Source organism: Vibrio sp. PID17_43 (genome assembly GCF_002608565.1).
In the GTDB taxonomy this organism is placed as follows: domain Bacteria; phylum Pseudomonadota; class Gammaproteobacteria; order Enterobacterales; family Vibrionaceae; genus Vibrio.
Genome location: NZ_LIXM01000016.1, coordinates 79,800 through 102,109, shown reverse-complemented (window position 1 = coordinate 102,109; position 22,310 = coordinate 79,800). Strand labels below are relative to the sequence as shown.

The window sequence follows — 22,310 nt, the reverse complement described above, 5'->3', positions numbered from 1 at the left end:
AGATTAGAAGAATGATTGGTCTAATCGGTCGTAAAGTGGGCATGACCCGCGTATTTACTGAAGAAGGCGTTTCTATCCCAGTAACAGTTGTTGAGGTTGAAGCTAACCGTGTTTCTCAAGTTAAAACTCTTGAGACAGATGGCTACGCAGCAATCCAGGTTACTACTGGTTCTAAGAAAGCTAACCGTGTTACTAAACCAGAAGCAGGTCACTTTGCTAAAGCAGGTGTTGAAGCTGGTCGCGGTCTTTGGGAATTCCGTTTGGAAAACGGTGAAGAGTTCGAAGTTGGTGCTGAACTAACTGTTGAACTATTCAACGAAACTAAGAAAGTAGACGTTACTGGTACATCTAAAGGTAAGGGCTTCCAAGGCGCTGTTAAGCGTTGGAACTTCCGTACTCAAGATATGACTCACGGTAACTCATTGTCTCACCGTGCACCGGGTTCAATTGGCCAATGTCAAACTCCAGGTCGCGTATTTAAAGGCAAGAAAATGGCAGGTCACATGGGTGCTGAGCGTGTAACGACTCAAAACCTAGAGATCGTACGTGTTGACGCTGAGCGCAATCTGCTTCTTATTAAAGGTGCAGTACCGGGCTCAACAGGTGGCAACGTGATCGTTAAACCAGCTGTTAAAGCATAACGTCTCAGGAGTAAGTAATGGAATTAATGGTTAAAGGTGCTGATGCACTAACTGTTTCCGAAGCTACTTTCGGACGTGAGTTTAACGAAGCTCTTGTACACCAAGTAGTTGTTGCGTACGCAGCAGGTGCTCGTCAAGGTACTCGTGCTCAAAAAACACGTTCAGAAGTTTCTGGCGGTGGCGCTAAGCCATGGCGTCAAAAAGGTACTGGCCGTGCACGTGCTGGTACAATTCGTAGCCCAATCTGGCGTACAGGTGGTGTTACTTTTGCTGCGAAACCACAAGATCACAGCCAAAAAGTAAACAAAAAAATGTACCGTGGTGCTATGAAGAGCATTCTTTCTGAGCTAGTTCGTCAAGAGCGTCTAATCGTTGTTGATAACTTCTCAGTAGAAGCACCAAAAACTAAAGAGCTTGTAGCTAAGCTAAAAGAGCTTGAGCTAACTGACGCGCTTATCGTGACTAGCGAAGTAGATGAGAATCTATTCCTAGCAGCTCGTAACCTATACAAAGTTGACGCTCGTGATGTTGCTGGTATCGACCCAGTTTCACTGATCGCGTTCGACAAAGTTGTAATGACTGCTGAAGCAGTTAAGCAAGTTGAGGAGATGCTAGCATGATCACTGAAGAGCGTATCCTAAAAGTTCTACGTGCTCCGCACATCTCTGAAAAAGCAACTATGGCAGCTGAGAAAGCGAACACTATCGTTTTCAAAGTAGCTAAAGATGCAACTAAGAAAGAGATCAAAGCAGCTGTAGAAAAGCTATTTGAAGTTGAAGTTAAGTCTGTAAATACTCTTATCACTAAGGGTAAGACCAAACGTCAAGGTCTACGCCAAGGTCGCCGCAGCGACGTTAAGAAAGCGTACGTTACTTTGAAAGAAGGTCAAGATCTTGACTTTGTTGGCGGCGCGGAATAACAGGAGTAGTTAAGAATGGCTATTGTTAAATGTAAGCCGACTTCCCCTGGTCGTCGTCACGTTGTTAAAGTTGTTAACGCTGACCTACACAAGGGTAAGCCATACGCACCACTTCTAGAGAAAAACTCTAAGAATGGCGGTCGTAACAACAACGGTCGTATCACAGTACGTCACATCGGCGGTGGTCACAAGCACCACTACCGTGTAGTTGACTTCAAACGTACTAAAGACGGTATCCCAGCGACAGTTGAGCGTCTAGAATACGATCCAAACCGTAGCGCAAACATTGCTCTAGTTCTTTACAAAGACGGTGAGCGTCGCTACATCCTAGCACCTAAAGGTCTAAAAGCTGGTGATGTTATCCAGTCAGGCGTAGATGCAGCTATTAAAGCTGGTAACACTCTACCAATGCGTAACATCCCAGTAGGTTCAACTGTACACAACGTTGAACTTAAGCCTGGTAAAGGTGGTCAGCTAGCTCGTTCGGCTGGTGCTTACGCTCAAATCGTTGCTCGCGACGGTGCGTACGTAACTATCCGTCTACGTTCTGGCGAGATGCGCAAAGTTCTTTCTGAAGGTCGTGCAACGATCGGTGAAGTTGGTAACTCTGAGCACATGCTACGTGAACTTGGTAAAGCTGGTGCTTCACGCTGGCGCGGCGTACGTCCAACCGTACGTGGTGTAGTAATGAACCCGGTTGATCACCCACACGGTGGTGGTGAAGGTCGCACATCTGGCGGTCGTCACCCAGTATCACCATGGGGTATGCCTACTAAAGGCTTCAAGACTCGTAAGAACAAACGCACTGACAAGTACATCGTACGTCGTCGTAACAAGTAATCTATATAAAGAGGAATCGCCATGCCACGTTCTCTCAAGAAAGGTCCTTTTATTGACCTACACTTGCTGAAGAAGGTAGAGAAAGCGGTGGAAAGCGGAGACAAAAAGCCACTTAAGACTTGGTCCCGTCGTTCAATGATCATCCCTACGATGATCGGTTTGACCATCGCTGTCCATAATGGTCGTCAGCACGTTCCAGTTTTCGTTACCGAAGAAATGATCGGTCACAAACTGGGTGAATTCGCACCAACTCGCACTTACCGCGGCCACGCTGCGGATAAGAAAGCTAAGAAGCGTTAAGGAGTAAATAATGGAAGCTATTGCTAAACATAACTTTGCTCGCATTTCGCCTCAGAAAGCTCGCTTAGTTGCGGATCTAATCCGTGGTAAATCTGTTGACCAAGCTCTAGAAATCCTAACGTTCAGCAACAAAAAAGCTGCTGTACTAGTTAAGAAAGTTCTAGAGTCTGCTATCGCTAACGCGGAGCACAACGAAGGTGCAGATATTGACGATCTGAATGTCGCAAAAATCTTTGTAGATGAAGGCCCAACCATGAAGCGTATTATGCCTCGTGCTAAAGGTCGTGCGGATCGTATCTTGAAGCGTTCAAGCCACATCACTGTTGTTGTAGCAGATCGCTAGAGACTAGGAGAGTAAGCAATGGGTCAAAAAGTACATCCTAATGGTATTCGTCTAGGCATCGTTAAGCCTTGGAATGCTACATGGTTTGCTAACACCAAAGATTTCGCTGACAACCTAGACGGCGACTTCAAGGTACGTCAGTTCCTAACTAAGGAACTACAAAAAGCATCTCTTTCACGTATCGTTATCGAGCGTCCTGCTAAGAGCATCCGTGTGACTATTCACACTGCTCGTCCTGGCGTTGTAATCGGTAAGAAAGGTGAAGACGTTGAGAAACTACGCGCAGCTGTAGCGAAAATTGCAGGCGTACCAGCGCAAATCAATATCGCTGAAGTACGCAAGCCTGAGCTAGATGCTCAGCTTGTTGGTGATAGCATCGCGTCTCAGCTAGAGCGTCGTGTTATGTTCCGTCGTGCTATGAAGCGCGCGGTACAAAACGCAATGCGTCTAGGTGCTAAAGGCATCAAAGTGGAAGTAAGCGGTCGTCTAGGCGGCGCTGAAATTGCACGTTCTGAGTGGTACCGTGAAGGCCGTGTGCCTCTACACACTCTACGTGCTGACATTGATTACGCAACTTCTTCGGCTCACACTCAATACGGTGTGATCGGCATTAAAACTTGGATCTTCAAAGGTGAGATCCTAGGTGGTATGCCAGCAGCTAACGCTGTAGAGCCTAAGGCTGACAAGCCTAAGAAGCAGCGTAAAGGCCGTAAGTAAGGAGTCGACAGATGCTACAACCTAAACGTACTAAGTTCCGTAAGGTTCAGACAGGTCGTAACCGTGGTCTAGCTAAAGGTACTGATGTAAGCTTCGGCGAATTCGGTCTTAAAGCTGTTGGCCGTGGCCGTCTAACTGCTCGTCAAATCGAAGCGGCACGTCGTGCAATGACACGTCACGTTAAGCGTCAAGGTAAAATCTGGATCCGTGTGTTCCCAGACAAGCCTATCACAGAAAAACCACTTGAAGTTCGTCAAGGTAAGGGTAAAGGTAACGTTGAGTACTGGGTAGCCCAAATCCAACCTGGTAAGGTTATGTACGAAATGGGTGGTGTACCTGAAGAATTGGCTCGTGAAGCGTTCCGCCTAGCGGCACGTAAACTGCCATTCAAGACTACATTTGTAATTAAGCAGGTGATGTGATGAAAGCACAAGATCTACGCGAAAAAAGCGTTGAAGAGCTTAACGCTGAGCTATTGAATTTGCTACGTGAACAGTTCAACTTGCGCATGCAAGCTGCGACTGGTCAACTACAGCAAACTCATACTCTGAAAGCTGTACGCCGTGATATCGCACGTGTGAAAACTGTTTTGACTGAGAAGGCAGGCGCATAATGAGCGAAGTAAAACGTACTCAACAAGGTCGTGTAGTTAGCGACAAGATGGACAAGTCTATCGTAGTTGCTATCGAACGTTTCGTAAAACACCCAATTTACGGTAAGTTCGTAAAACGCACAACTAAAGTACACGCACACGACGAAAACAATGAGTGTGGCCTAGGCGACACAGTTGAAATCGCTGAGTGTCGTCCACTGTCTAAGACTAAGTCTTGGACTTTGGTGAAAGTCGTAGAAAAAGCGAAGATGTAATCTTCTTTAGTCTATGATAGAAAACGGCTCCAAAATTTTTTTTGGAGCCGTTTATTTTTTGACTACCCAATCACGAAAAAGGGTGGTACAATTTGCGTCCCTTATAAAGAGGCAGCCCGACCCGTGATGGGTCTAGTTATTAATATTTAGCGGAGCACTAACATGATCCAAATGCAAAGTATGCTGGACGCAGCTGATAACTCAGGCGCACGCAGCGTAATGTGTATTAAGGTTCTGGGTGGCTCACACCGCCGTTATGCACATATCGGTGACGTCATCAAAGTTACTGTTAAGGAAGCAATTCCTCGCGGTAAAGTTAAGAAAGGTGACGTTATGAAGGCGGTTGTAGTGCGCACCCGTAAAGGCGTACGTCGTCCTGACGGTTCTGTCATTCGCTTCGACCGAAATGCTTGCGTACTGTTGAATAACACTACTGAGCAACCAATCGGTACACGTATCTTTGGTCCTGTGACACGCGAACTTCGTGGCGATAAGTTCATGAAGATCGTTTCACTGGCTCCAGAAGTTCTGTAAGGAGCACGTAGAAATGGCAGCTAAAATCCGTCGTAATGACGAAGTAATCGTTCTTGCTGGTAAAGACAAAGGCAAGAAAGGTAAAGTAACTAAGGTCCTAGCAACTGGTAAAGTTATCGTTGAAGGCATCAACCTTGTTAAGAAACATCAGAAACCTGTTCCAGCACTAGGTATCCAAGGCGGTATCGTAGAGCAAGAAGCAGCGATCGACGTATCTAACGTGGCGATCTTTAACGCAGCTACTGGTAAAGCTGACCGTATCGGTTTCCGTTTTGAAGATGGTAAGAAAGTTCGTTTCTTTAAATCTAACAACGAAATCGTTTCTAACTAATAGAAGTAATTTGGAGTTCTACTATGGCGAAACTGCATGATTACTACAAGTCGTCTGTAGTCGCTGAACTGACCAAACAGTTTAGCTACACAAGCGTCATGCAAGTCCCTAGAATCGAGAAAATCACCCTAAACATGGGTGTTGGTGAAGCAATCAACGATAAGAAACTGCTAGAAAACGCAGCTGCTGATATGGCAACGATCTCTGGTCAAAAGCCACTTATCACTAAAGCGCGTAAATCTGTTGCTGGTTTCAAAATCCGTGAAGGCTACCCTATCGGTTGTAAAGTAACCTTGCGTGGCGAACGTATGTGGGATTTTCTTGAGCGTCTAATTTCGATCGCTCTTCCACGAGTACGTGACTTCCGTGGTGTTAGCGCTAAGTCTTTTGACGGACGCGGTAACTACAGCATGGGCGTTCGCGAGCAAATCATCTTCCCGGAAATCGACTTTGATAAAGTTGATCGTGTACGCGGTTTAGACATCACTATTACGACGTCTGCTGGTACTGATGAGGAAGGCCGTGCTCTGCTGGCTGCCTTTAACTTCCCATTCCGTAAGTAAGGTGAAGGGTTACTGTTATGGCTAAACAATCAATGAAAGCACGTGAAGCTAAACGTGCACAGCTAGTAGCTAAGTTCGCTGAAAAGCGCGCAACGCTAAAAGCTATCATCAGCGATGTAAACGCATCTGAAGAAGATCGTTGGAACGCAGTTCTTACACTGCAATCTCTTCCACGTGATTCAAGTGCATCACGTCAGCGCAACCGTTGCAACCAAACTGGTCGTCCACACGGTTACCTACGTAAGTTCGGTCTAAGCCGTATTAAGGTTCGTGAAGCTTGCATGAAAGGCGAGATTCCGGGTCTTCGTAAGGCTAGCTGGTAATTGCCACTTAATCATTTGGAGTAAATCATATGAGCATGCAAGATCCGATTTCGGATATGCTGACCCGCGTTCGTAACGGTCAGGCAGCAAACAAAGTTGCTGTTAAAATGCCTTCTTCAAAGCTTAAAGTTGCAATCGCTGCACTACTAAAAGCTGAAGGTTACATCGTTGACTTCGCTGTTGAAGGCGAAGCAAAACCTGAGCTAGAAGTTACACTTAAGTACTTCCAAGCTAAACCAGTAATCGAGCAACTTAAACGTGTTTCTCGTCCAGGTCTACGTGTTTACAAGAAGAAAGATCAACTTCCTTCTGTAATGGGTGGTCTTGGTATTGCTATCGTTTCTACTTCCAAGGGTCTGATGTCAGACCGCGCTGCGCGTAAAGCAGGTCTTGGCGGTGAAATCATCTGTTACGTAGCTTAATAGGAGTAGACTATGTCTCGTGTTGCAAAAGCACCTGTCGCTATTCCAGCTGGCGTAGAGGTGAAACTAAACGGCCAAGAAATCACTGTAAAAGGTGCTAAAGGCGAACTGACTCGCGTTCTTAACAACGCGGTTGTTATCGCTCAGGAAGAAAACAACCTAACTTTCGGTCCTAAAGAAGGTGTTGTTAACGCATGGGCACAAGCAGGTACTGCACGTGCACTTGTAAACAACATGGTTGTTGGTGTTACTGAAGGCTTTACTAAGAAGCTAACACTTAAAGGTGTTGGTTACCGTGCTGCTATCAAAGGCAACGCTGTAGGTCTAACACTAGGCTTCTCACACCCAGTTGAGCATGAACTGCCAGCGGGTATTAAAGCAGAATGTCCAACTCAAACTGAGATCGTTATTACTGGTTGTGATAAGCAACTAGTTGGTCAAGTTGCAGCTGACATTCGTTCTTACCGTCAACCTGAGCCTTACAAAGGTAAAGGTGTTCGTTACGCAGATGAAAATGTGCGTACTAAAGAAGCTAAGAAGAAGTAAGGTAACACTATGGATAAGAAAGCATCTCGCATCCGTCGTGCTACACGTGCACGTCGTAAGATTGCAGAACTGGGTGCGACTCGCCTAGTTGTACACCGTACTCCTCGTCACGTGTACGCACAGGTTATCGCGGCTAACGGCTCTGAGGTTATCGCAGCAGCTTCTACTGTAGAAAAAGCGATCCGTGAGCAAGTGAAATACACTGGTAACATCGATGCAGCAAAAGCAGTAGGTAAAGCTGTTGCAGAACGCGCTCTTGAAAAAGGCGTAACTGCAGTTGCATTTGATCGTTCTGGTTTCCAATACCACGGTCGAGTGGCGGCGCTAGCAGAATCTGCTCGCGAAGCTGGTCTGAAATTCTAAGGTAGGGTTGGAAGATGGCTAAAGAACAACAAGTTCAAGCGAATGATTTGCAAGAAAAGCTAATCGCAGTTAACCGTGTTTCTAAAACGGTTAAAGGTGGTCGAATCATGAGCTTCACTGCACTAACAGTAGTTGGTGACGGTAACGGTCGTGTAGGTTTCGGTTACGGCAAAGCTCGTGAAGTACCTGCAGCGATTCAAAAAGCAATGGAAAAAGCGCGTCGTAACATGACTACTATCGCGCTAAACGAAGGCACACTTCACCACCCAGTGAAAGGTCGCCACTCGGGCTCTAAAGTTTACATGCAGCCTGCTGCAGAAGGTACTGGTGTTATCGCAGGTGGTGCGATGCGTGCAGTACTAGAAGTTGCTGGCGTACATAACGTACTATCTAAAGCATACGGTTCTACGAACCCTATCAACATCGTTCGTGCAACGATCGATGCACTAGGTAGCGTTAAGTCACCAGAAATGGTTGCTGCTAAACGTGGTCTAACTGTTGAAGCTATTTCGGAGTAAGAACACCATGGCAACTATTAAAGTAACTCAAACTAAAAGCTCAATTGGTCGCCTACCAAAGCACAAAGCTACTTTGCGCGGTTTAGGTCTTCGTAAAATCAACCACACAGTAGAACTTGAAGATACTCCGTGCGTACGCGGTATGATCAACAAGGTTTACTACATGGTTAAAGTTGAGGAGTAATCAGAATGCGTTTGAATACTCTTGCACCGGCTGCTGGTTCTAAGCACGCTCCTAAGCGTCTAGGTCGCGGTATCGGTTCGGGCCTAGGTAAAACTGGTGGCCGTGGTCACAAAGGTCAAAAATCACGTTCTGGCGGTAAAGTTCGTCCAGGTTTCGAAGGCGGTCAAATGCCTCTGAAACAACGTCTACCAAAATTCGGTTTCACTTCTCGTAAGAGCCTAGTGTCTGCTGAAGTTCGTCTAGCTGAGCTAGCGAAAGTTTCTGGTGACGTGGTTGATCTAAACAGCCTTAAAGCTGCTAACATCATCACTAAGAACATCGAATTTGTTAAAGTTGTTCTTTCTGGTGAAATCAACAAAGCAGTGACTGTTAAAGGTCTACGTGTGACTAAAGGCGCTAAAGCTGCAATCGAAGCTGCAGGCGGTAAAATCGAGGCATAATCTCGAGGAACGAGGTACAGATGGCTAAGAAACCAGGACAAGATTTTCGTAGTGCTCAGAGCGGCTTAAGTGAACTAAAGTCGCGCTTATTATTCGTAATTGGTGCACTTTTAGTATTCCGAGCCGGCTCTTTTGTGCCGATCCCTGGTATTGACGCTGCTGTACTTGCCGATTTGTTCGAACAGCAAAAAGGTACCATCGTAGAAATGTTTAACATGTTCTCCGGTGGTGCTCTTGAGCGTGCATCTATATTAGCATTGGGCATCATGCCGTATATTTCGGCTTCTATTGTTGTCCAATTGCTAACTGTAGTTCATCCAGCGTTAGCGGAACTCAAAAAAGAGGGTGAAGCAGGCCGTCGTAAGATCAGCCAATATACACGCTACGGCACGCTTGTACTTGCAACATTCCAAGCTATTGGTATTGCAACAGGCTTACCAAACATGGTCGACAATTTGGTTGTAATGAACCAAACCATGTTTACGCTAATTGCTACCGTAAGTTTAGTAACCGGTACCATGTTCCTAATGTGGTTAGGTGAACAAATTACAGAGCGAGGAATCGGTAATGGTATTTCCATTCTGATTTTTGCAGGTATTGTTGCTGGATTGCCTTCAGCAATCGGTCAAACAATCGAGCAAGCGCGTCAAGGTGAATTGCATGTACTTCTTCTACTGTTAATCGCAGTATTAGCTTTTGCAGTAATTTACTTCGTTGTTTTCATGGAACGTGGTCAGCGTCGAATCGTCGTTAACTACGCTAAGCGTCAACAAGGTCGTAAAGTATTTGCTGCGCAAAGCTCACACTTGCCACTTAAAATTAATATGGCTGGTGTTATTCCTGCGATTTTTGCATCAAGTATTATCCTGTTCCCAGGAACACTGGCTCAGTGGTTTGGTCAGAACGGTGAGAGCAGCGCGTTCGGTTGGTTAACTGACGTGTCTTTGGCTCTTAGCCCAGGTCAGCCGCTGTATGTAATGCTTTATGCAGCAGCAATTATTTTCTTCTGTTTCTTCTACACGGCGTTGGTTTTCAACCCGCGTGAAACAGCAGATAACTTGAAGAAGTCAGGTGCATTCGTACCCGGCATCCGCCCAGGTGAGCAGACAGCGAAATACATTGATAAAGTGATGACACGTTTAACCCTTGCTGGTGCACTGTACATTACCTTTATCTGTCTGATTCCCGAGTTTATGATGGTCGCGTGGAACGTACGTTTCTACTTCGGCGGTACATCACTACTTATCGTAGTTGTTGTTATCATGGACTTTATGGCACAGGTACAGACTCATCTGATGTCTCAACAGTATGATTCTGTGTTGAAGAAAGCGAATCTGAAAGGCTACGGCCGTTAATACGGTGGTAGACTCAGTTTCAATTACGGAGTTTAGCAATGAAAGTTCGTGCTTCCGTTAAAAAAATCTGCCGTAACTGTAAAGTAATCAAGCGCAACGGTGTTGTTCGCGTGATTTGCAGTGAGCCAAAGCACAAACAGCGCCAAGGCTAATTAGCAGAAATTTTTACTTGAAAATGAAGGATAGGTCGAGTATATTTCTCGGCCTACCTTTTGCGTGCAAAAGAAGTAGCACTCCGCAGCGTATCCATAACGGGCTTTGCTGCGGCTAATTCTTTTTAAGAAACACTTAGGAGTGAATAATGGCCCGTATAGCCGGCATTAACATTCCTGATCAAAAACATGCTGTAATTGCACTAACGTCAATCTACGGCATCGGTAAAACTCGCTCTCAAGCTATTCTAGCTGAAGTGGGTATTGCTGAAGATGTTAAGATCAGTGAACTAACTGAAGAGCAGATCGATCAACTGCGTGATGGTGTAGCTAAATACACTGTAGAAGGTGATCTACGTCGTGAAGTATCAATGAACATCAAGCGTCTTATGGACCTTGGCTGTTACCGTGGTCTTCGTCATCGTCGCAGTCTACCACTACGTGGACAGCGTACTAAAACCAACGCTCGCACCCGTAAGGGTCCGCGTAAGCCGATCAAGAAATAATCGGGAAGGTAGAGTACAATGGCTAAACAACCAACTCGCGCTCGTAAGCGCGTACGCAAGCAAGTTGCAGATGGCGTTGCGCACATCCATGCTTCTTTCAATAACACAATCGTAACCATTACTGACCGTCAAGGTAACGCTCTAGCTTGGGCTACTGCTGGTGGTTCTGGTTTCCGTGGTTCTCGTAAATCTACTCCGTTCGCTGCACAGGTTGCTGCTGAGCGTTGTGCTGAAATGGCTAAAGAATACGGTCTAAAGAACTTGGAAGTTATGGTTAAGGGTCCTGGTCCAGGTCGTGAATCTACTGTTCGCGCACTGAACGCAGCTGGTTTCCGCATCACAAACATTGTAGATGCTACACCAATCCCTCATAACGGTTGTCGTCCACCTAAGAAACGTCGCGTATAACGTTTCTAGGACTATTGGAGAAGAATCATGGCAAGATATTTGGGTCCTAAGCTGAAGCTTAGCCGTCGTGAAGGCACTGACTTATTTCTTAAGTCTGGTGTTCGCGCGATCGATACCAAGTGTAAAATTGATAACGCACCAGGTGTACACGGCGCTCGTCGCGGTCGTCTATCTGAGTATGGCGTTCAGCTTCGTGAGAAGCAAAAAGTTCGTCGTATGTACGGCGTTCTAGAAAAACAATTCCGTAACTACTACAAAGAAGCTGCTCGCCTAAAAGGCAACACGGGTGAAAACCTACTTCAGCTTCTTGAAGGTCGTCTTGATAACGTAGTTTACCGCATGGGCTTTGGCGCAACTCGCGCAGAAGCACGTCAGCTAGTTAGCCACAAAGCTATCCTAGTTAACGGTAAAGTTGTAAACGTTCCTTCTTTCAAAGTAACGGCTAATGACGTTGTATCTATCCGCGAGAAAGCTAAACAGCAAGCTCGTATTAAAGCGGCTCTAGAAGTTGCTGAACAACGTGAAAAACCAACTTGGATTGAAGTAGATGGTGGCAAGATGGAAGGTACATTCAAGCGTATGCCTGAGCGTTCTGATCTATCAGCTGACATCAACGAACAATTGATCGTCGAGCTTTACTCTAAGTAAGGTTAAACTAAAGAGAGGACACAATGCAGGGTTCTGTAACAGAATTTCTTAAGCCACGTCTAGTTGACATCGAACAGATCAGCTCGACTCACGCAAAAGTAACTCTTGAGCCATTAGAGCGTGGCTTTGGTCATACTCTAGGTAATGCACTTCGCCGCATTCTTCTATCTTCTATGCCTGGTTGTGCAGTCACAGAAGTAGAGATTGAAGGCGTACTTCATGAGTACAGCACGAAAGAAGGTGTACAAGAAGATATTCTTGAAATCCTTCTAAACCTTAAAGGTTTGGCTGTTCGCGTTGCCGAAGGCAAAGATGAAGTGTTCATTACGCTGAACAAATCAGGCTCGGGCCCTGTGGTTGCAGGTGACATCACCCATGATGGTGATGTAGAGATCGCTAACCCAGAACACGTTATTTGTCATCTAACGGATGACAACGCTGAAATCGCAATGCGTATTAAAGTAGAACGTGGTCGTGGTTATGTTCCAGCTTCTGCGCGTATCCATAACGAAGAAGATGAGCGTCCAATCGGTCGTCTACTAGTAGATGCTACTTACAGCCCAGTAGACAAAATTGCCTACGCTGTAGAAGCAGCTCGTGTAGAGCAGCGTACTGACTTAGACAAGCTTGTTATCGATATGGAAACAAACGGAACTCTAGAACCTGAGGAAGCAATCCGTCGCGCAGCTACTATTCTTGCTGAGCAATTGGATGCGTTCGTAGATCTTCGTGATGTACGTGTACCTGAGGAGAAGGAAGAGAAGCCAGAATTCGATCCGATCCTACTGCGTCCTGTAGACGATCTTGAACTAACAGTTCGCTCTGCTAACTGTCTGAAAGCAGAAGCGATTCACTACATCGGTGATCTAGTACAACGTACTGAGGTTGAGCTACTTAAAACGCCTAACCTTGGTAAGAAATCTCTTACTGAGATTAAAGACGTACTTGCGTCACGTGGTCTGTCTCTGGGCATGCGCCTAGAAAACTGGCCACCTGCATCAATCGCTGAAGATTAATCGATACTAGTTAGAAGGATTAGGTCATGCGCCATCGTAAGAGTGGTCGTCAACTCAACCGCAACAGCTCACATCGCAAAGCGATGTTCAGCAACATGGCTAGCTCTCTAGTACGTCATGAAGTTATCAAGACTACTTTGCCAAAAGCAAAAGAGCTACGTCGCGTAGTTGAGCCTTTGATTACACTAGCTAAGACTGACAGTGTTGCTAACCGTCGTCTAGCATTTGCACGTACTCGTGATAACGAAGTAGTTGCAAAACTGTTTAACGAACTAGGTCCACGTTTTGCTGCTCGTCAGGGCGGTTACACTCGTATCCTAAAAGCTGGCTTCCGTGCTGGTGACAAAGCTCCAATGGCTTACATTGAGCTTGTAGATCGCCCAGCGGCTGAAGAAGCTGCTGAGTAATCAGTTCGTAAGAACAAAAAAAGCCGAGCATCAGCTCGGCTTTTTTGTATTCGCTGACTCTTAAAAGTCAACGTACATATCTATACAACGTCTCACTCACTCCATAGAGAGCTTAGTGCACCCAATAGATTGCTCGTTGCTCCTTGCTGTTTAAGGTAATCTAATATGATCGGTGAAAATTCGGCAACTTGAGAGGCGTCTAAGCCTGCGTTACTGAATGCACTTTTAACCTTATCCATGCTATCGATAGAGCCCATGGTTAGACTTATATCGGTGAGATCTGACAATCCTGGAACTAACTTGTTCAATTCGGATAAGTTGTCCCCTGTTAGCTTGCTTTCCGCATAAGCGAGCATAGCACTAGTGCCAGATGCGGCCATGTCGGTAGAAATAGTGAGCTTTTTCCCTACCGCTTCAGCAATGGGATTACTGTGCTCGAGCTCTACCCCTTTCACTAGGTCATCGGCACTTTTCATTGCTTTATCCGTTTCTCCTTCCGCATCTTTTAGTAACGTATCGGAGTCAGTTTCCGCTTTTTTCATTACATCTTCAGTGCTTTGCTTTGCTTTTTCCAATTCTCCTTCAGTTTCTTGGATGAGCGTATCGGCCAAAGCCGGTGTTGAAAGAATAAGGCAGGTTAAAAGTAGATTCAGTTTTTTCATTCTTTGTCCTTACTAATCGGGAGTGAGTCCGAATAAATTGTAGACAAAAAAAAAGCGACACGTGGAGTGCCGCTTTAAAATATCACTAATCAGTATCGATTATAGGATGTCTAGTAGTTCTACTTCGAATACTAGTGCTGCGAATGGAGGGATAGCAGCACCGGCGCCACGCTCACCATATGCAAGATCTTGTGGGATGTACAGTTTCCACTTAGAACCCACAGGCATTAGCTGAAGTGCTTCTACCCAGCCTTTGATTACGCCAGTTACAGGGAATTCAGCTGGTTGACCGCGAGATACAGAACTGTCGAATACCGTGCCGTCAGTGAGTTCACCGTGGTAGTGAACGCGAACTTGTTTATCAGAAGTTGGGATTTCACCGTTACCTTCAGTGATGATTTCGTACTGAAGACCAGATTCAAGTACGTTTACTTCAGGACGTAGAGCGTTATCTTTTAGGAACGCTTCGCCTTCAGCTGCTGCTGCTTTTGCTGCTTCTTGACGAACGGCTTCTGCGCGAGTGTGTAGCTCTTGCAGTGCGTTGTTGATTTCGTCAATTTCGATCGCTGGCATGTCGCCAGTTAGTGCTGTTGCAATACCCGCTGCGATAGCATCAACGTTAAGGCCTTCTAGACCAGAACCTGCAAGTTGCTGACCCATTTGCAGACCAATGCCGTAGCTTGCTTTTTGTTCAGCAGTTTCAAATTTAATTTCAGACATGAATGTCGCTCTTATTTCGAGTGAGGAAAGCAACAGGATATCAGTTTCACGCGTAGGTTTAAACGATTGTAGTGGAATGTCTTATTAGGGCATCAAGGGTGTGACTTATCTCTTACTCCAAGTGAAATCTTTGCCAATTTCAGCCAAAACGCATTTTACTTTGGTGAAAAACATATACTCTCCGCGCTGGTATTTTTATACTGGTGTCAGAAGTATTAAGGGACTCATTACCATGAATCGTCGCAGAAAGAAAAAGCAGCAAGTCGACTACGTCGAATTGATGAAACAAAAGCTCGCTGCTATCGATTGGAAGCAGCCGGTCAGCAAGGCCAAGTGGCAGCAAATCATTCAGCCGATTGCCCAATTTTGGCAACACCTTCCTAAGTTACACCAACGTGCATTAATGGTGCTGCTACCAGTGGTCTTTTTGCTTTTGCTCATCCCTGCTCCTAAGGATAAGCAAGCAGTGGTGGAATCTCCGGTTGACACTCAACGTGTCGCAATCCAGCTGAATGCACAAAGCTTGAGTGAGCAGCGTTCAGTGCAAAACTCAGAACCAAAGAAGTCTGAGCAATGGAAAGAGTACACGGTAAAGAACGGTGATACGTTAGCTCAAGTATTCCGTAGCAACCAACTGCCGATGGCAGACTTAAACGCCTTGGTCAAAATAGAAGGCAGTGACAAACCTCTGAGTCGAATCAAGCAAGGTCAGTTGGTGCGCTTTAAGCTCGCTAATGATGGAAAATTAGATATGCTTCAGCTGGAGAAAAGTGGCGATTCGGTGATGTTTTTCCGTTTATCTGATGGGACATTCGGTCGTAACAAATAACATTCACTAGTAACTATTCTAGAGGCCTTTGATTCGCGCCTTGTTTGTATCCGCCAGTTGCTTGTGTATGGCTGCTCAATATGTTCAATCTTGTGTCTGTTGATTGACGCGCTGTTTTCTCTTATTCCATGGTAAGAGAGGCAGTACGATCACTAGGATCCCTATTGCCGTCAGCCAATCCGGAATCTCATCAAACCACCATATCCCGAATAGTGTTACAAACACTAAGCCTGAATATTCCGCTAAGGCAATGTCTCCAGCCGGAGCTTTCTGATACGCCAAAACAGCTAAGCCATTATAACTTAAGATGCACACGGCACTCGCGATCACGAACGCCAGTTCGTGCCAAGTCATAGGTTGCCAGTAAAACCTAGCTAATATTGTGGAGATAGGCAACGAGAACAGTGTTGTCCACCAAAGTGTGGTGACGACCGATTGTTCACTGGGCAGCTTTCTTACCAATATATTGAACATCGCCAGTGTGATTGCTGTGCCGAGTGCAAACAACGCAGCCCAATGAAAATGATCCGGTCTGAGCACCACTAAGACTCCGAGGAAGCCAAAGCAAGTGAGCAAGATCTTACTCAGTGGTGGGTGCTCTTTTAGGAACAATATTGACAGTGGCAACATTAAAATGGGTGCTGCGTAAAAGATGGCGTTAGCGGTAGCGAGAGGGAGGTGAGTGACTGCAACCATCATACAGCCGCTACCAATCAATATAAGGTGGGCTCGCAACAAGGTGATAGGTGCTTGTTTTAGGCTGCGCTTATTCGGTTTTTGTTTGAGGTAAAAAGGCAAGATGATCAGCAGTGAAGCCAACTGGCGCACAAACATATATTGGAAAGGGCTGATGCCGCCCTCAATCAGTTTGACGGCGACATCGGAGAGTGATGCCGCCAAGTTACCGATAACCAGTAGGAGTAACGCTAGCAGGTGTGGTGACATTTAGCTTACTCGGCGCATATCCACATGAGGGATACCATCTTCCAGGTAGCTTTCGGAAATGACCTTAAAGCCATGACTCGCATAGAAAGCCATCAGATGTTCTTGCGCGCCAATATCGATCGTCTGACCTGACCATAGCTGTTGGCAATATTGTAGGGCTTGCTCAAGAAGTTCATGTCCAAGACCACTACCTCGAGCGCTTTGTTTGGTTACCACACGACCGATACTCACATTGTCATATGTTGTACCCGCAGGCAGTAAGCGCGCACAAGCAACCAGCTCCTTGCCTTTATAGCCCAATAGGTGAAAAACGCCTTCTAGTGTATCTTTGCCGTCCAGTTCAGGATAAGGACAGGTTTGCTCCACCACAAAGACATCAACGCGCAGGCGCAGCATCTCATACAGTTGTATGGTTGTCAGTTGAGAGAAAGGTTGGGCAGTCCAGTTGATCATTTCCAATATCCATTAATGAGAGTATGCCGCTGACTTTACGTCGTTTTCTGCAATTACTCATTAACTATGGTTAATTTTAACTGGTCTTCGTGACAAATCTGGCGATAATGTGCCCTCTTTTTCATCCCACCTGAGGATACTACCCTGTGAGCAAACAAACTTTTGACCAAGTAGGGCTAAATCCAGCGCTACTAGAAACGCTTGATTCATTGAACTATACCCATATGACGCCAATTCAAGCGCTCAGCTTGCCAGCGATTTTGAATCAGCGTGATGTGATTGGTCAGGGTAAAACTGGCTCGGGTAAAACGGCAGCGTTTGGCCTCGGTGTGTTATCCAACCTCAACGTAAAGCGCTTCCGGGTGCAATCTTTGGTGTTGTGCCCAACGCGTGAGTTGGCTGATCAGGTGGCGAAAGAGATCCGTACGTTAGGTCGTGGTATTCATAATATCAAAGTGCTGACTTTGTGTGGTGGGATGCCGATGGGGCCTCAGATTGGCTCACTAGAGCATGGTGCTCATATTCTGGTGGGAACACCTGGTCGTATTCTCGATCACCTTGAAAAGGGCAGAATTAATCTTGAAGAGCTGAATACGTTGGTATTGGATGAAGCTGACCGCATGTTGGACATGGGCTTTCAAGACGCGCTGGATGCGATCATTGAGGCTGCGCCGAAGCAACGTCAAACGCTGCTTTTCAGCGCCACCTTCCCAGAGAAAATTGAACAGATTGCTCAGCGTATTATGCAATCACCAGAGATGATTAAAGTCGAAGCAACTCATGATACGTCGAGCATCGCACAGTACTTTTATAAGGTAGAAGGCTCAGAAGCGCGTGATGAAGCATTGGCCAATCTACTTTTGACTCATCAGCCAGAGTCGGCGGTGGTGTTCTGTAACACCAAGAAAGAAGTACAGAATGTGGCAGATGAACTACACCACAAAGGTTTCAGTGTCATTGACCTTCATGGTGATCTAGAACAGCGTGAGCGTGACCAAGCGTTGGTTCAGTTTGCGAACAAGAGTGTTTCTATTCTAGTGGCTACTGACGTTGCTGCTCGCGGTTTGGATGTGGACAACCTAGATGCGGTGTTTAACTTTGAACTGTCTCGAGACCCTGAAGTGCATGTACACCGTATTGGCCGTACCGGTCGTGCTGGCAGTAACGGCTTGGCATTCAGCTTCTTTGGTGAAAAAGACGGTTTACGCGTTGCCCGTATCGAAGAGTACTTGGATATGGATGTGGTTCCAGCAACGCTGCCAGCGAAATCAAACCAACAGCCTTATCAAGCAAAAATGGTGACGATCAATATCGATGGTGGTAAGAAGCAAAAAGTTCGTGCGGGTGATATTTTAGGTTGTTTGACCGGCAAAGGCGGCATTACTGGTGCACAAGTGGGGAAGATCCAATTAATGGCGATGCGCTCTTACGTGGCGGTCGAAAAGTCAGTGGCGAAGAAAGCGCTACAGATCATTAGTAACGGTAAGATGAAAGGTCGTCAATTCCGAGCTCGTATTCTGAAGTAATAAGATACCCTCTGAATTAGGAAGGCGCTTCGAATGAAGCGCCTTTTGCGTTTTAGTCTTTCATGTCTTTCTTTAAGCGCGTTTTTATACGACTTAAACTGATGGCGGTTATTCCTAAATAAGCTGCAATTTGACTGTCTGTAATGCGTTGTTCTAAATCAGGGTAATGGGCGCAAAATAATTGGTAGCGTTCTTCCGGTGAGTAGAGCAACATAAAGCGCTCTTTGTTTTCTTTATGCATCAGTTGTGTTTCAAGCAACTTCAAATAAATCGGATGCTTCTCTTTGCGCCATTGGTGCACTATTTCAATGGGTAAGCAAAATAGATCACAAGGCGTCAGCGTTTCTAATAAATACGGGGCAGGCTGATTTTTTATAATGCCTTCAAAGCCAATCATCCAATCTTTTTCCCAGTAAAACTCTTTGCTGAACTCTTTGCCTTTATCGGTCAGGTAACTGGCGTGGCATAAGCCTTCCAACACAAAGTAGATGTGTGAACTGCACTCACCTTGATGATTCAAAATGTGTCGTGTAGGCAGTTCAAGCTGCTGGCCGTGCTCGATAAGCTGATTGGCTTCTTGTTCCAGAAAACCATGATTGATTAAGTCAGAAAAAAGCGTGCGGTGCATGTGATACTCCCAAAGAATTTTCTCTATTCTAACGGCTTTTTCTGGTGACAAAAAAGCGGCTTATAGAAGCCGCTTAATATTTTGAGTCTGGTTGAGGCTATTTGTTTAAGTCGATTTGGTAGATCGCAAAACCAATCTCATCGGTTGCGACACGCTTCATCGGGTATTGTCCATTCGCTTTGATGAACTGTGCTGCTTTATCACTTGGTGATGTTTCAAAGCGGATGTCTAGCTTGGTATTTGACTTAATCGGAGCGAACGACCAGTTGTTATCAGCACTTGGTGTGACTTCGCCTTTTTCTTCACTTACGCGAGAGATGTAAGCGGCAATCACAGATCGGTTCTCATCGGGAGAATCGAACGCGATGAAGTCAGGGCCTGTACCAGGGAAGGTGTTGCTGTACGCACGGTAGTTGTTCGTCGCAATAATGAAATCTTGCTTCGGATCGACAGGCTTGTCATTGAACGTTAGGTTCACGATACGTTGTGAGTTCGGGTTGATGACTTTACAGCCTGCGTCGTACTTAGGTGGTTGAGTGATATCGATTTGGTAGCTCACACCATCAATCACATCGAAGTTATAAGTGCGGAAGTTATCCCAATCAATCAAAGACTGAGGTTCATGACTGTTCACATCGATGTGCTTGAATTGGCCAGCACTGCACTCTAGCCATTCTTTAACTTCTTTACCTTTGACCTTCATTGCCACGAGCGTATTCGGGTACAGATAAAGGTCAGCGGCGTTACGGAAGGTTAGCTGACCAGCTTCAACTTCTGTGAAGCCCGTTGGGTCATCTTTACGGCCACCCACTTTAAACGGCGCAGCTGCACTCAATACCGGAATGTCAGCGAGATCAGGATCGCCTTGAATAAAGCGCTCCACGTAGTCTTTCTGTGCTAGGTTTACGATCTGAATGGTTGGATCATCTTGTACCAATGCGAGGAAGCTGTACATCACATCATTCGCTTTACCAATTGGCTGGTTAACGAACTCACGCGTGCCTTTATGGTCTTCTTTTAGTGCGTTAACGATGCCGTTATCCGCTTCTGCGAGAGATTTCTTGTTCGCGTTGTCGAAAATAGGGCGAGCTTCTGCTTGGCCTTCTACTACTTGCCACTTACCGTCTTGCTCTTTAAGTAGTAAGTCCATGACACCAACGTGACTGCCCCAGCGGCCTGGCATGACGGCTGTTACGCCATTGATGCTGCCTTTTTCGTTATCGACGCCTTGAAGATTTTTAAATCCTTTGCCTGGGAATACGGCGTGAGAGTGACCAAACGCAATCGCATCGATGCCTTCTACTTCCGTTAAGTAGTAAACCGAGTTTTCTGCGTCTAGTTTATATGGGTCAGTTGAAACGCCAGAGTGTGGGATCGCCACAATCACATCCGCACCCTCTTTTTTCATTTGAGGAACGAGCTTCTCCGCGGTTTCTTTGATGTCTTTGGCGACGACTTTGCCTTCTAGATTTTTCTTATCCCACACCATAATTTGAGGTGGCACGAAGCCAATGTAACCGACTTTGATTTCGTGGCTTTGACCCTCAGTGTCTTTGAAGGTGTGCGTTTTGATCAAATAAGGTTTGAAGTAGTGTTCACCCGTTTTTTTATCGAACACGTTCGCACTGATATATGGGAAGTTCGCCCCGTCGATGGTTTTTTTCAGAAAATCTAACCCGTAGTTAAACTCGTGGTTACCAATGTTACCTACATCGTAATCTAACTGGTTCATCGCTTTGTAAACGGGGTGGACTTCGCCAGCGTTAATCCCTTTCGCTGCCATGTAATCCCCCATCGGACTGCCTTGAATTAAGTCACCATTATCCACGAGGACGCTGTTTTCTGCTTCTGAACGGGCTTGTTTAACCAGCGTTGCAGCGCGACTTAAACCGATTTTCTGTGATGGTTGATCTTTATAGTAATCGTAATCCATCACATTGGTGTGAATGTCGGTTGTTTCGATAATTCGCAGCTTGATAGTGTCTGCCATGGCAGAGCTAGCCAGCGTTAACATGCCAGTCAAAACTGCGACGGAAACGGGATTAACTGCTATCTTCATTAGATGCTCCAAGTTTAATAGAGAGAACGTGCGTTGACTAATTTAGCAAATATTGATGCAACCCTACGCTTGGCATGCAGAAAACTGTGATTGCGGTTGGTTTAATGGTGGAGTTGTTGGCTTTTCATCGTTTTGAATGAGACTAAACAAAAATCGCTTAGCAGTTTTTTGAATAAAAAATGAAATTTTAGAATTTCCGGCAATATACGTACGCCGCCATAATGTCAGATATACGATATCAATGGATGATGAGTGAGCACATGGCAGTCAACGAGTCAGTAACGACGTTCCCCTTAAATAAGCCTCGGCTGGTGGCGAATAATAAAGCCGTCGAGGTTCCGCGTTTTGCTAAACAATCACTTCAATCAGGCGAAGTCGCTTTAGTCGGGGCCGGGCCTGGCGATCCTGAATTGCTGACGTTAAAAGCCTTAAACTGTCTGCAGCAAGCGGATGTCGTGCTTTATGACTACCTTGTCTCTGAAGAGATCATGGCGCTTATCCCAAGCGATACCATTTTGGTGTGTGTAGGGAAAAGAGCGAGTTATCACAGCGTGCCGCAAGAGAAGACCAATCAGCTGCTGGTGGATTTTGCCAAGCAAGGCCACAAAGTGGTGCGCATAAAGGGCGGTGATCCCTTTGTTTTTGGTCGTGGTGGCGAAGAGCTGGAAGTTTTGGCTGATGCCGGTGTGCGTTTTCAGGTCGTCCCCGGCATTACGGCTGCCGCAGGGGCGACAGCTTATGCAGGCATCCCTTTGACTCACCGTGATTATGCGCAATCCGCGCTGTTTGTTACAGGGCATTTAAAAGAAGACAGTGACGATATGGACTGGTCGACACTCGCTCGAGGTAATCAAACGTTAGTGATCTACATGGGCTTGATGAAGTCTCACCATATTCAAGATCAACTTATAAAACACGGCAGAGCGGCCTCTACACCTATTGCGATCATCGAGCGTGGTACTCAAGTTCAGCAAAAAGTGTTCTCAGGAGTATTGTCGCAGTTGTCCGAGCTGTCGAAGCAAGCTCAGGCGCCCTCTTTGATTGTTGTCGGTGAGGTGGTGCGCTTATCTCAAAAATTAGACTGGTTTTTGCCTAATACTGATTGCAACAAAACCGCCGTTGCGAATGGCCGATAGCCAGAGCCA

36 protein-coding genes are annotated in these 22,310 nt (G+C 45.9%); 30 read left to right on the top strand and 6 right to left on the bottom strand.

Annotated elements, in window-relative coordinates:
• The first annotated feature begins 11 nt into the window (after nucleotides 1–11).
• The 27 genes from rplC to rplQ all read left to right on the top strand — a co-directional run bounded on the left by rplC (nucleotide 12) and on the right by rplQ (nucleotide 13,343).
• Nucleotides 12–641 (top strand): 50S ribosomal protein L3, encoded by a 630-nt coding sequence (gene rplC, locus AK965_RS12885; RefSeq protein ID WP_099079988.1) that lies wholly within the window; start codon nucleotides 12–14, stop codon nucleotides 639–641.
• A 17-nt stretch (nucleotides 642–658) separates the two neighbouring features.
• A complete protein-coding gene (gene rplD, locus AK965_RS12880; protein WP_099079987.1) occupies nucleotides 659–1,261 on the top strand; it encodes a 50S ribosomal protein L4 in 603 nt (200 codons plus the stop codon).
• Nucleotides 1,258–1,560 carry a 50S ribosomal protein L23 gene (gene rplW, locus AK965_RS12875; RefSeq protein WP_004398471.1) on the top strand — a complete coding sequence of 101 codons (303 nt, stop codon included), beginning with the start codon at nucleotides 1,258–1,260 and terminating at the stop codon, nucleotides 1,558–1,560. The genes rplD and rplW overlap by 4 nt, the downstream gene beginning before the upstream one ends.
• A 15-nt stretch (nucleotides 1,561–1,575) precedes the next feature.
• Nucleotides 1,576–2,400, top strand: coding sequence for a 50S ribosomal protein L2 (rplB, locus tag AK965_RS12870; protein ID WP_099079986.1), 825 nt, complete (start codon nucleotides 1,576–1,578; stop codon nucleotides 2,398–2,400).
• 21 nt (nucleotides 2,401–2,421) lie between these two features.
• On the top strand, nucleotides 2,422–2,700 hold the full coding sequence (rpsS, locus tag AK965_RS12865) for a 30S ribosomal protein S19 (protein ID WP_011078827.1): 279 nt from the start codon (nucleotides 2,422–2,424) through the stop codon (nucleotides 2,698–2,700).
• Nucleotides 2,701–2,710: 10 nt separating this feature from the next.
• The gene (rplV, locus tag AK965_RS12860; RefSeq protein WP_005528535.1) at nucleotides 2,711–3,043 is read left to right on the top strand and encodes a 50S ribosomal protein L22; all 333 of its coding nucleotides are present in this window, start codon (nucleotides 2,711–2,713) and stop codon (nucleotides 3,041–3,043) included.
• An 18-nt stretch (nucleotides 3,044–3,061) separates the two neighbouring features.
• Nucleotides 3,062–3,760, top strand: a complete 699-nt coding sequence (gene rpsC / locus AK965_RS12855; protein ID WP_099079985.1) for a 30S ribosomal protein S3 — start codon at nucleotides 3,062–3,064, stop codon at nucleotides 3,758–3,760.
• Between the two features lie 11 nt (nucleotides 3,761–3,771).
• Entirely contained in the window at nucleotides 3,772–4,182 is a 411-nt protein-coding gene (gene rplP / locus AK965_RS12850; RefSeq protein ID WP_099079984.1) for a 50S ribosomal protein L16, read from the top strand.
• Entirely contained in the window at nucleotides 4,182–4,373 is a 192-nt protein-coding gene (gene rpmC, locus AK965_RS12845; RefSeq protein ID WP_004410456.1) for a 50S ribosomal protein L29, read from the top strand. The genes rplP and rpmC overlap by 1 nt, the downstream gene beginning before the upstream one ends.
• Nucleotides 4,373–4,627, top strand: coding sequence for a 30S ribosomal protein S17 (rpsQ, locus tag AK965_RS12840; protein ID WP_099079983.1), 255 nt, complete (start codon nucleotides 4,373–4,375; stop codon nucleotides 4,625–4,627). The genes rpmC and rpsQ overlap by 1 nt, the downstream gene beginning before the upstream one ends.
• Before the next feature lie 162 nt (nucleotides 4,628–4,789).
• A complete protein-coding gene (gene rplN, locus AK965_RS12835) occupies nucleotides 4,790–5,161 on the top strand; it encodes a 50S ribosomal protein L14 (protein WP_005489425.1) in 372 nt (123 codons plus the stop codon).
• 13 nt (nucleotides 5,162–5,174) lie between these two features.
• A complete protein-coding gene (rplX, locus tag AK965_RS12830) occupies nucleotides 5,175–5,492 on the top strand; it encodes a 50S ribosomal protein L24 (RefSeq protein ID WP_005435084.1) in 318 nt (105 codons plus the stop codon).
• Between the two features lie 23 nt (nucleotides 5,493–5,515).
• Nucleotides 5,516–6,055: a 50S ribosomal protein L5 gene (gene rplE / locus AK965_RS12825; protein ID WP_005450569.1), complete on the top strand. Its 540-nt coding sequence runs from the start codon at nucleotides 5,516–5,518 to the stop codon at nucleotides 6,053–6,055.
• 17 nt (nucleotides 6,056–6,072) lie between these two features.
• Nucleotides 6,073–6,378, top strand: a complete 306-nt coding sequence (gene rpsN, locus AK965_RS12820; RefSeq protein WP_099079982.1) for a 30S ribosomal protein S14 — start codon at nucleotides 6,073–6,075, stop codon at nucleotides 6,376–6,378.
• A gap of 29 nt (nucleotides 6,379–6,407) precedes the next feature.
• Entirely contained in the window at nucleotides 6,408–6,800 is a 393-nt protein-coding gene (gene rpsH / locus AK965_RS12815) for a 30S ribosomal protein S8 (RefSeq protein ID WP_005450567.1), read from the top strand.
• Nucleotides 6,801–6,812: 12 nt separating this feature from the next.
• A complete protein-coding gene (rplF, locus tag AK965_RS12810) occupies nucleotides 6,813–7,346 on the top strand; it encodes a 50S ribosomal protein L6 (RefSeq protein WP_099079981.1) in 534 nt (177 codons plus the stop codon).
• Nucleotides 7,347–7,355: 9 nt separating this feature from the next.
• The gene (gene rplR, locus AK965_RS12805; RefSeq protein ID WP_021451677.1) at nucleotides 7,356–7,709 is read left to right on the top strand and encodes a 50S ribosomal protein L18; all 354 of its coding nucleotides are present in this window, start codon (nucleotides 7,356–7,358) and stop codon (nucleotides 7,707–7,709) included.
• A 14-nt stretch (nucleotides 7,710–7,723) separates the two neighbouring features.
• Nucleotides 7,724–8,227: a 30S ribosomal protein S5 gene (gene rpsE / locus AK965_RS12800; RefSeq protein WP_021708925.1), complete on the top strand. Its 504-nt coding sequence runs from the start codon at nucleotides 7,724–7,726 to the stop codon at nucleotides 8,225–8,227.
• A gap of 7 nt (nucleotides 8,228–8,234) precedes the next feature.
• The gene (gene rpmD / locus AK965_RS12795) at nucleotides 8,235–8,411 is read left to right on the top strand and encodes a 50S ribosomal protein L30 (RefSeq protein ID WP_000201159.1); all 177 of its coding nucleotides are present in this window, start codon (nucleotides 8,235–8,237) and stop codon (nucleotides 8,409–8,411) included.
• Nucleotides 8,412–8,416: 5 nt separating this feature from the next.
• Nucleotides 8,417–8,851: a 50S ribosomal protein L15 gene (rplO, locus tag AK965_RS12790; RefSeq protein WP_099079980.1), complete on the top strand. Its 435-nt coding sequence runs from the start codon at nucleotides 8,417–8,419 to the stop codon at nucleotides 8,849–8,851.
• Between the two features lie 20 nt (nucleotides 8,852–8,871).
• Nucleotides 8,872–10,206 carry a preprotein translocase subunit SecY gene (gene secY / locus AK965_RS12785; protein ID WP_005435093.1) on the top strand — a complete coding sequence of 445 codons (1,335 nt, stop codon included), beginning with the start codon at nucleotides 8,872–8,874 and terminating at the stop codon, nucleotides 10,204–10,206.
• Between the two features lie 38 nt (nucleotides 10,207–10,244).
• Nucleotides 10,245–10,358 carry a 50S ribosomal protein L36 gene (gene rpmJ, locus AK965_RS12780; protein WP_000868186.1) on the top strand — a complete coding sequence of 38 codons (114 nt, stop codon included), beginning with the start codon at nucleotides 10,245–10,247 and terminating at the stop codon, nucleotides 10,356–10,358.
• Between the two features lie 149 nt (nucleotides 10,359–10,507).
• Entirely contained in the window at nucleotides 10,508–10,864 is a 357-nt protein-coding gene (gene rpsM, locus AK965_RS12775) for a 30S ribosomal protein S13 (protein ID WP_005435100.1), read from the top strand.
• 18 nt (nucleotides 10,865–10,882) lie between these two features.
• Complete coding sequence (rpsK, locus tag AK965_RS12770; protein WP_001118870.1) at nucleotides 10,883–11,272, top strand: 30S ribosomal protein S11; 390 nt, start codon at nucleotides 10,883–10,885, stop codon at nucleotides 11,270–11,272.
• A 27-nt stretch (nucleotides 11,273–11,299) separates the two neighbouring features.
• Nucleotides 11,300–11,920: a 30S ribosomal protein S4 gene (gene rpsD / locus AK965_RS12765; RefSeq protein ID WP_099079979.1), complete on the top strand. Its 621-nt coding sequence runs from the start codon at nucleotides 11,300–11,302 to the stop codon at nucleotides 11,918–11,920.
• Between the two features lie 23 nt (nucleotides 11,921–11,943).
• Entirely contained in the window at nucleotides 11,944–12,936 is a 993-nt protein-coding gene (gene rpoA / locus AK965_RS12760; RefSeq protein WP_005383143.1) for a DNA-directed RNA polymerase subunit alpha, read from the top strand.
• 26 nt (nucleotides 12,937–12,962) lie between these two features.
• Nucleotides 12,963–13,343 carry a 50S ribosomal protein L17 gene (gene rplQ, locus AK965_RS12755; RefSeq protein ID WP_005383141.1) on the top strand — a complete coding sequence of 127 codons (381 nt, stop codon included), beginning with the start codon at nucleotides 12,963–12,965 and terminating at the stop codon, nucleotides 13,341–13,343.
• 92 nt (nucleotides 13,344–13,435) lie between these two features.
• Here rplQ and AK965_RS12750 read toward each other — a convergent pair whose 3' ends face one another.
• On the bottom strand, nucleotides 13,436–14,005 hold the full coding sequence (locus AK965_RS12750) for a DUF2780 domain-containing protein (RefSeq protein ID WP_099079978.1): 570 nt from the start codon (nucleotides 14,003–14,005) through the stop codon (nucleotides 13,436–13,438).
• A 99-nt stretch (nucleotides 14,006–14,104) separates the two neighbouring features.
• The gene (locus AK965_RS12745) at nucleotides 14,105–14,725 is read right to left on the bottom strand and encodes an FKBP-type peptidyl-prolyl cis-trans isomerase (RefSeq protein ID WP_099079977.1); all 621 of its coding nucleotides are present in this window, start codon (nucleotides 14,723–14,725) and stop codon (nucleotides 14,105–14,107) included.
• 232 nt (nucleotides 14,726–14,957) lie between these two features.
• Here AK965_RS12745 and AK965_RS12740 point away from each other — a divergent pair, with 232 nt between their 5' ends.
• On the top strand, nucleotides 14,958–15,554 hold the full coding sequence (locus AK965_RS12740; protein ID WP_099079976.1) for a LysM-like peptidoglycan-binding domain-containing protein: 597 nt from the start codon (nucleotides 14,958–14,960) through the stop codon (nucleotides 15,552–15,554).
• Between the two features lie 84 nt (nucleotides 15,555–15,638).
• On the opposite strand, the gene AK965_RS12735 is transcribed toward AK965_RS12740, so the two are convergent.
• Entirely contained in the window at nucleotides 15,639–16,499 is an 861-nt protein-coding gene (locus tag AK965_RS12735; RefSeq protein WP_099079975.1) for a DMT family transporter, read from the bottom strand.
• Nucleotides 16,500–16,952, bottom strand: coding sequence for a GNAT family N-acetyltransferase (locus AK965_RS12730; protein WP_099079974.1), 453 nt, complete (start codon nucleotides 16,950–16,952; stop codon nucleotides 16,500–16,502).
• Nucleotides 16,953–17,098: 146 nt separating this feature from the next.
• Here AK965_RS12730 and dbpA point away from each other — a divergent pair, with 146 nt between their 5' ends.
• Entirely contained in the window at nucleotides 17,099–18,478 is a 1,380-nt protein-coding gene (gene dbpA, locus AK965_RS12725) for an ATP-dependent RNA helicase DbpA (protein WP_099079973.1), read from the top strand.
• A gap of 52 nt (nucleotides 18,479–18,530) precedes the next feature.
• Here dbpA and AK965_RS12720 read toward each other — a convergent pair whose 3' ends face one another.
• Both AK965_RS12720 and cpdB read right to left on the bottom strand, forming a co-directional pair.
• Nucleotides 18,531–19,106 carry a Crp/Fnr family transcriptional regulator gene (locus AK965_RS12720; protein ID WP_099079972.1) on the bottom strand — a complete coding sequence of 192 codons (576 nt, stop codon included), beginning with the start codon at nucleotides 19,104–19,106 and terminating at the stop codon, nucleotides 18,531–18,533.
• Between the two features lie 97 nt (nucleotides 19,107–19,203).
• On the bottom strand, nucleotides 19,204–21,165 hold the full coding sequence (cpdB, locus tag AK965_RS12715) for a 2',3'-cyclic-nucleotide 2'-phosphodiesterase (RefSeq protein ID WP_172438144.1): 1,962 nt from the start codon (nucleotides 21,163–21,165) through the stop codon (nucleotides 19,204–19,206).
• A 260-nt stretch (nucleotides 21,166–21,425) separates the two neighbouring features.
• Here cpdB and cobA point away from each other — a divergent pair, with 260 nt between their 5' ends.
• Nucleotides 21,426–22,301, top strand: coding sequence for a uroporphyrinogen-III C-methyltransferase (gene cobA / locus AK965_RS12710; RefSeq protein WP_172438145.1), 876 nt, complete (start codon nucleotides 21,426–21,428; stop codon nucleotides 22,299–22,301).
• Nucleotides 22,302–22,310 lie beyond the last annotated feature (9 nt).

Coding starts and splice junctions, on each gene's coding strand:
- secY (WP_005435093.1), top strand. CDS start 8,872: ATGGCTAAGAAACCAGGACAAGATTTTCGTAGTGCTCAGAGCGGCTTA.
- rpsK (WP_001118870.1), top strand. CDS start 10,883: ATGGCTAAACAACCAACTCGCGCTCGTAAGCGCGTACGCAAGCAAGTT.
- rpoA (WP_005383143.1), top strand. CDS start 11,944: ATGCAGGGTTCTGTAACAGAATTTCTTAAGCCACGTCTAGTTGACATC.
- AK965_RS12740 (WP_099079976.1), top strand. CDS start 14,958: ATGAATCGTCGCAGAAAGAAAAAGCAGCAAGTCGACTACGTCGAATTG.
- rpsC (WP_099079985.1), top strand. CDS start 3,062: ATGGGTCAAAAAGTACATCCTAATGGTATTCGTCTAGGCATCGTTAAG.
- rpmJ (WP_000868186.1), top strand. CDS start 10,245: ATGAAAGTTCGTGCTTCCGTTAAAAAAATCTGCCGTAACTGTAAAGTA.
- AK965_RS12730 (WP_099079974.1), bottom strand. CDS start 16,952: ATGATCAACTGGACTGCCCAACCTTTCTCTCAACTGACAACCATACAA.
- AK965_RS12735 (WP_099079975.1), bottom strand. CDS start 16,499: ATGTCACCACACCTGCTAGCGTTACTCCTACTGGTTATCGGTAACTTG.
- rplB (WP_099079986.1), top strand. CDS start 1,576: ATGGCTATTGTTAAATGTAAGCCGACTTCCCCTGGTCGTCGTCACGTT.
- rplR (WP_021451677.1), top strand. CDS start 7,356: ATGGATAAGAAAGCATCTCGCATCCGTCGTGCTACACGTGCACGTCGT.
- rplF (WP_099079981.1), top strand. CDS start 6,813: ATGTCTCGTGTTGCAAAAGCACCTGTCGCTATTCCAGCTGGCGTAGAG.
- rplC (WP_099079988.1), top strand. CDS start 12: ATGATTGGTCTAATCGGTCGTAAAGTGGGCATGACCCGCGTATTTACT.
- rplW (WP_004398471.1), top strand. CDS start 1,258: ATGATCACTGAAGAGCGTATCCTAAAAGTTCTACGTGCTCCGCACATC.
- AK965_RS12745 (WP_099079977.1), bottom strand. CDS start 14,725: ATGTCTGAAATTAAATTTGAAACTGCTGAACAAAAAGCAAGCTACGGC.
- rpsD (WP_099079979.1), top strand. CDS start 11,300: ATGGCAAGATATTTGGGTCCTAAGCTGAAGCTTAGCCGTCGTGAAGGC.
- rplN (WP_005489425.1), top strand. CDS start 4,790: ATGATCCAAATGCAAAGTATGCTGGACGCAGCTGATAACTCAGGCGCA.
- AK965_RS12720 (WP_099079972.1), bottom strand. CDS start 19,106: ATGCACCGCACGCTTTTTTCTGACTTAATCAATCATGGTTTTCTGGAA.
- rpsE (WP_021708925.1), top strand. CDS start 7,724: ATGGCTAAAGAACAACAAGTTCAAGCGAATGATTTGCAAGAAAAGCTA.
- cobA (WP_172438145.1), top strand. CDS start 21,426: ATGGCAGTCAACGAGTCAGTAACGACGTTCCCCTTAAATAAGCCTCGG.
- AK965_RS12750 (WP_099079978.1), bottom strand. CDS start 14,005: ATGAAAAAACTGAATCTACTTTTAACCTGCCTTATTCTTTCAACACCG.
- rplV (WP_005528535.1), top strand. CDS start 2,711: ATGGAAGCTATTGCTAAACATAACTTTGCTCGCATTTCGCCTCAGAAA.
- rpmC (WP_004410456.1), top strand. CDS start 4,182: ATGAAAGCACAAGATCTACGCGAAAAAAGCGTTGAAGAGCTTAACGCT.
- rpsH (WP_005450567.1), top strand. CDS start 6,408: ATGAGCATGCAAGATCCGATTTCGGATATGCTGACCCGCGTTCGTAAC.
- rplO (WP_099079980.1), top strand. CDS start 8,417: ATGCGTTTGAATACTCTTGCACCGGCTGCTGGTTCTAAGCACGCTCCT.
- rpsM (WP_005435100.1), top strand. CDS start 10,508: ATGGCCCGTATAGCCGGCATTAACATTCCTGATCAAAAACATGCTGTA.
- rpsQ (WP_099079983.1), top strand. CDS start 4,373: ATGAGCGAAGTAAAACGTACTCAACAAGGTCGTGTAGTTAGCGACAAG.
- rpsN (WP_099079982.1), top strand. CDS start 6,073: ATGGCTAAACAATCAATGAAAGCACGTGAAGCTAAACGTGCACAGCTA.
- rplQ (WP_005383141.1), top strand. CDS start 12,963: ATGCGCCATCGTAAGAGTGGTCGTCAACTCAACCGCAACAGCTCACAT.
- rplP (WP_099079984.1), top strand. CDS start 3,772: ATGCTACAACCTAAACGTACTAAGTTCCGTAAGGTTCAGACAGGTCGT.
- rplD (WP_099079987.1), top strand. CDS start 659: ATGGAATTAATGGTTAAAGGTGCTGATGCACTAACTGTTTCCGAAGCT.
- rpsS (WP_011078827.1), top strand. CDS start 2,422: ATGCCACGTTCTCTCAAGAAAGGTCCTTTTATTGACCTACACTTGCTG.
- rplE (WP_005450569.1), top strand. CDS start 5,516: ATGGCGAAACTGCATGATTACTACAAGTCGTCTGTAGTCGCTGAACTG.
- rplX (WP_005435084.1), top strand. CDS start 5,175: ATGGCAGCTAAAATCCGTCGTAATGACGAAGTAATCGTTCTTGCTGGT.
- cpdB (WP_172438144.1), bottom strand. CDS start 21,165: ATGAAGATAGCAGTTAATCCCGTTTCCGTCGCAGTTTTGACTGGCATG.
- rpmD (WP_000201159.1), top strand. CDS start 8,235: ATGGCAACTATTAAAGTAACTCAAACTAAAAGCTCAATTGGTCGCCTA.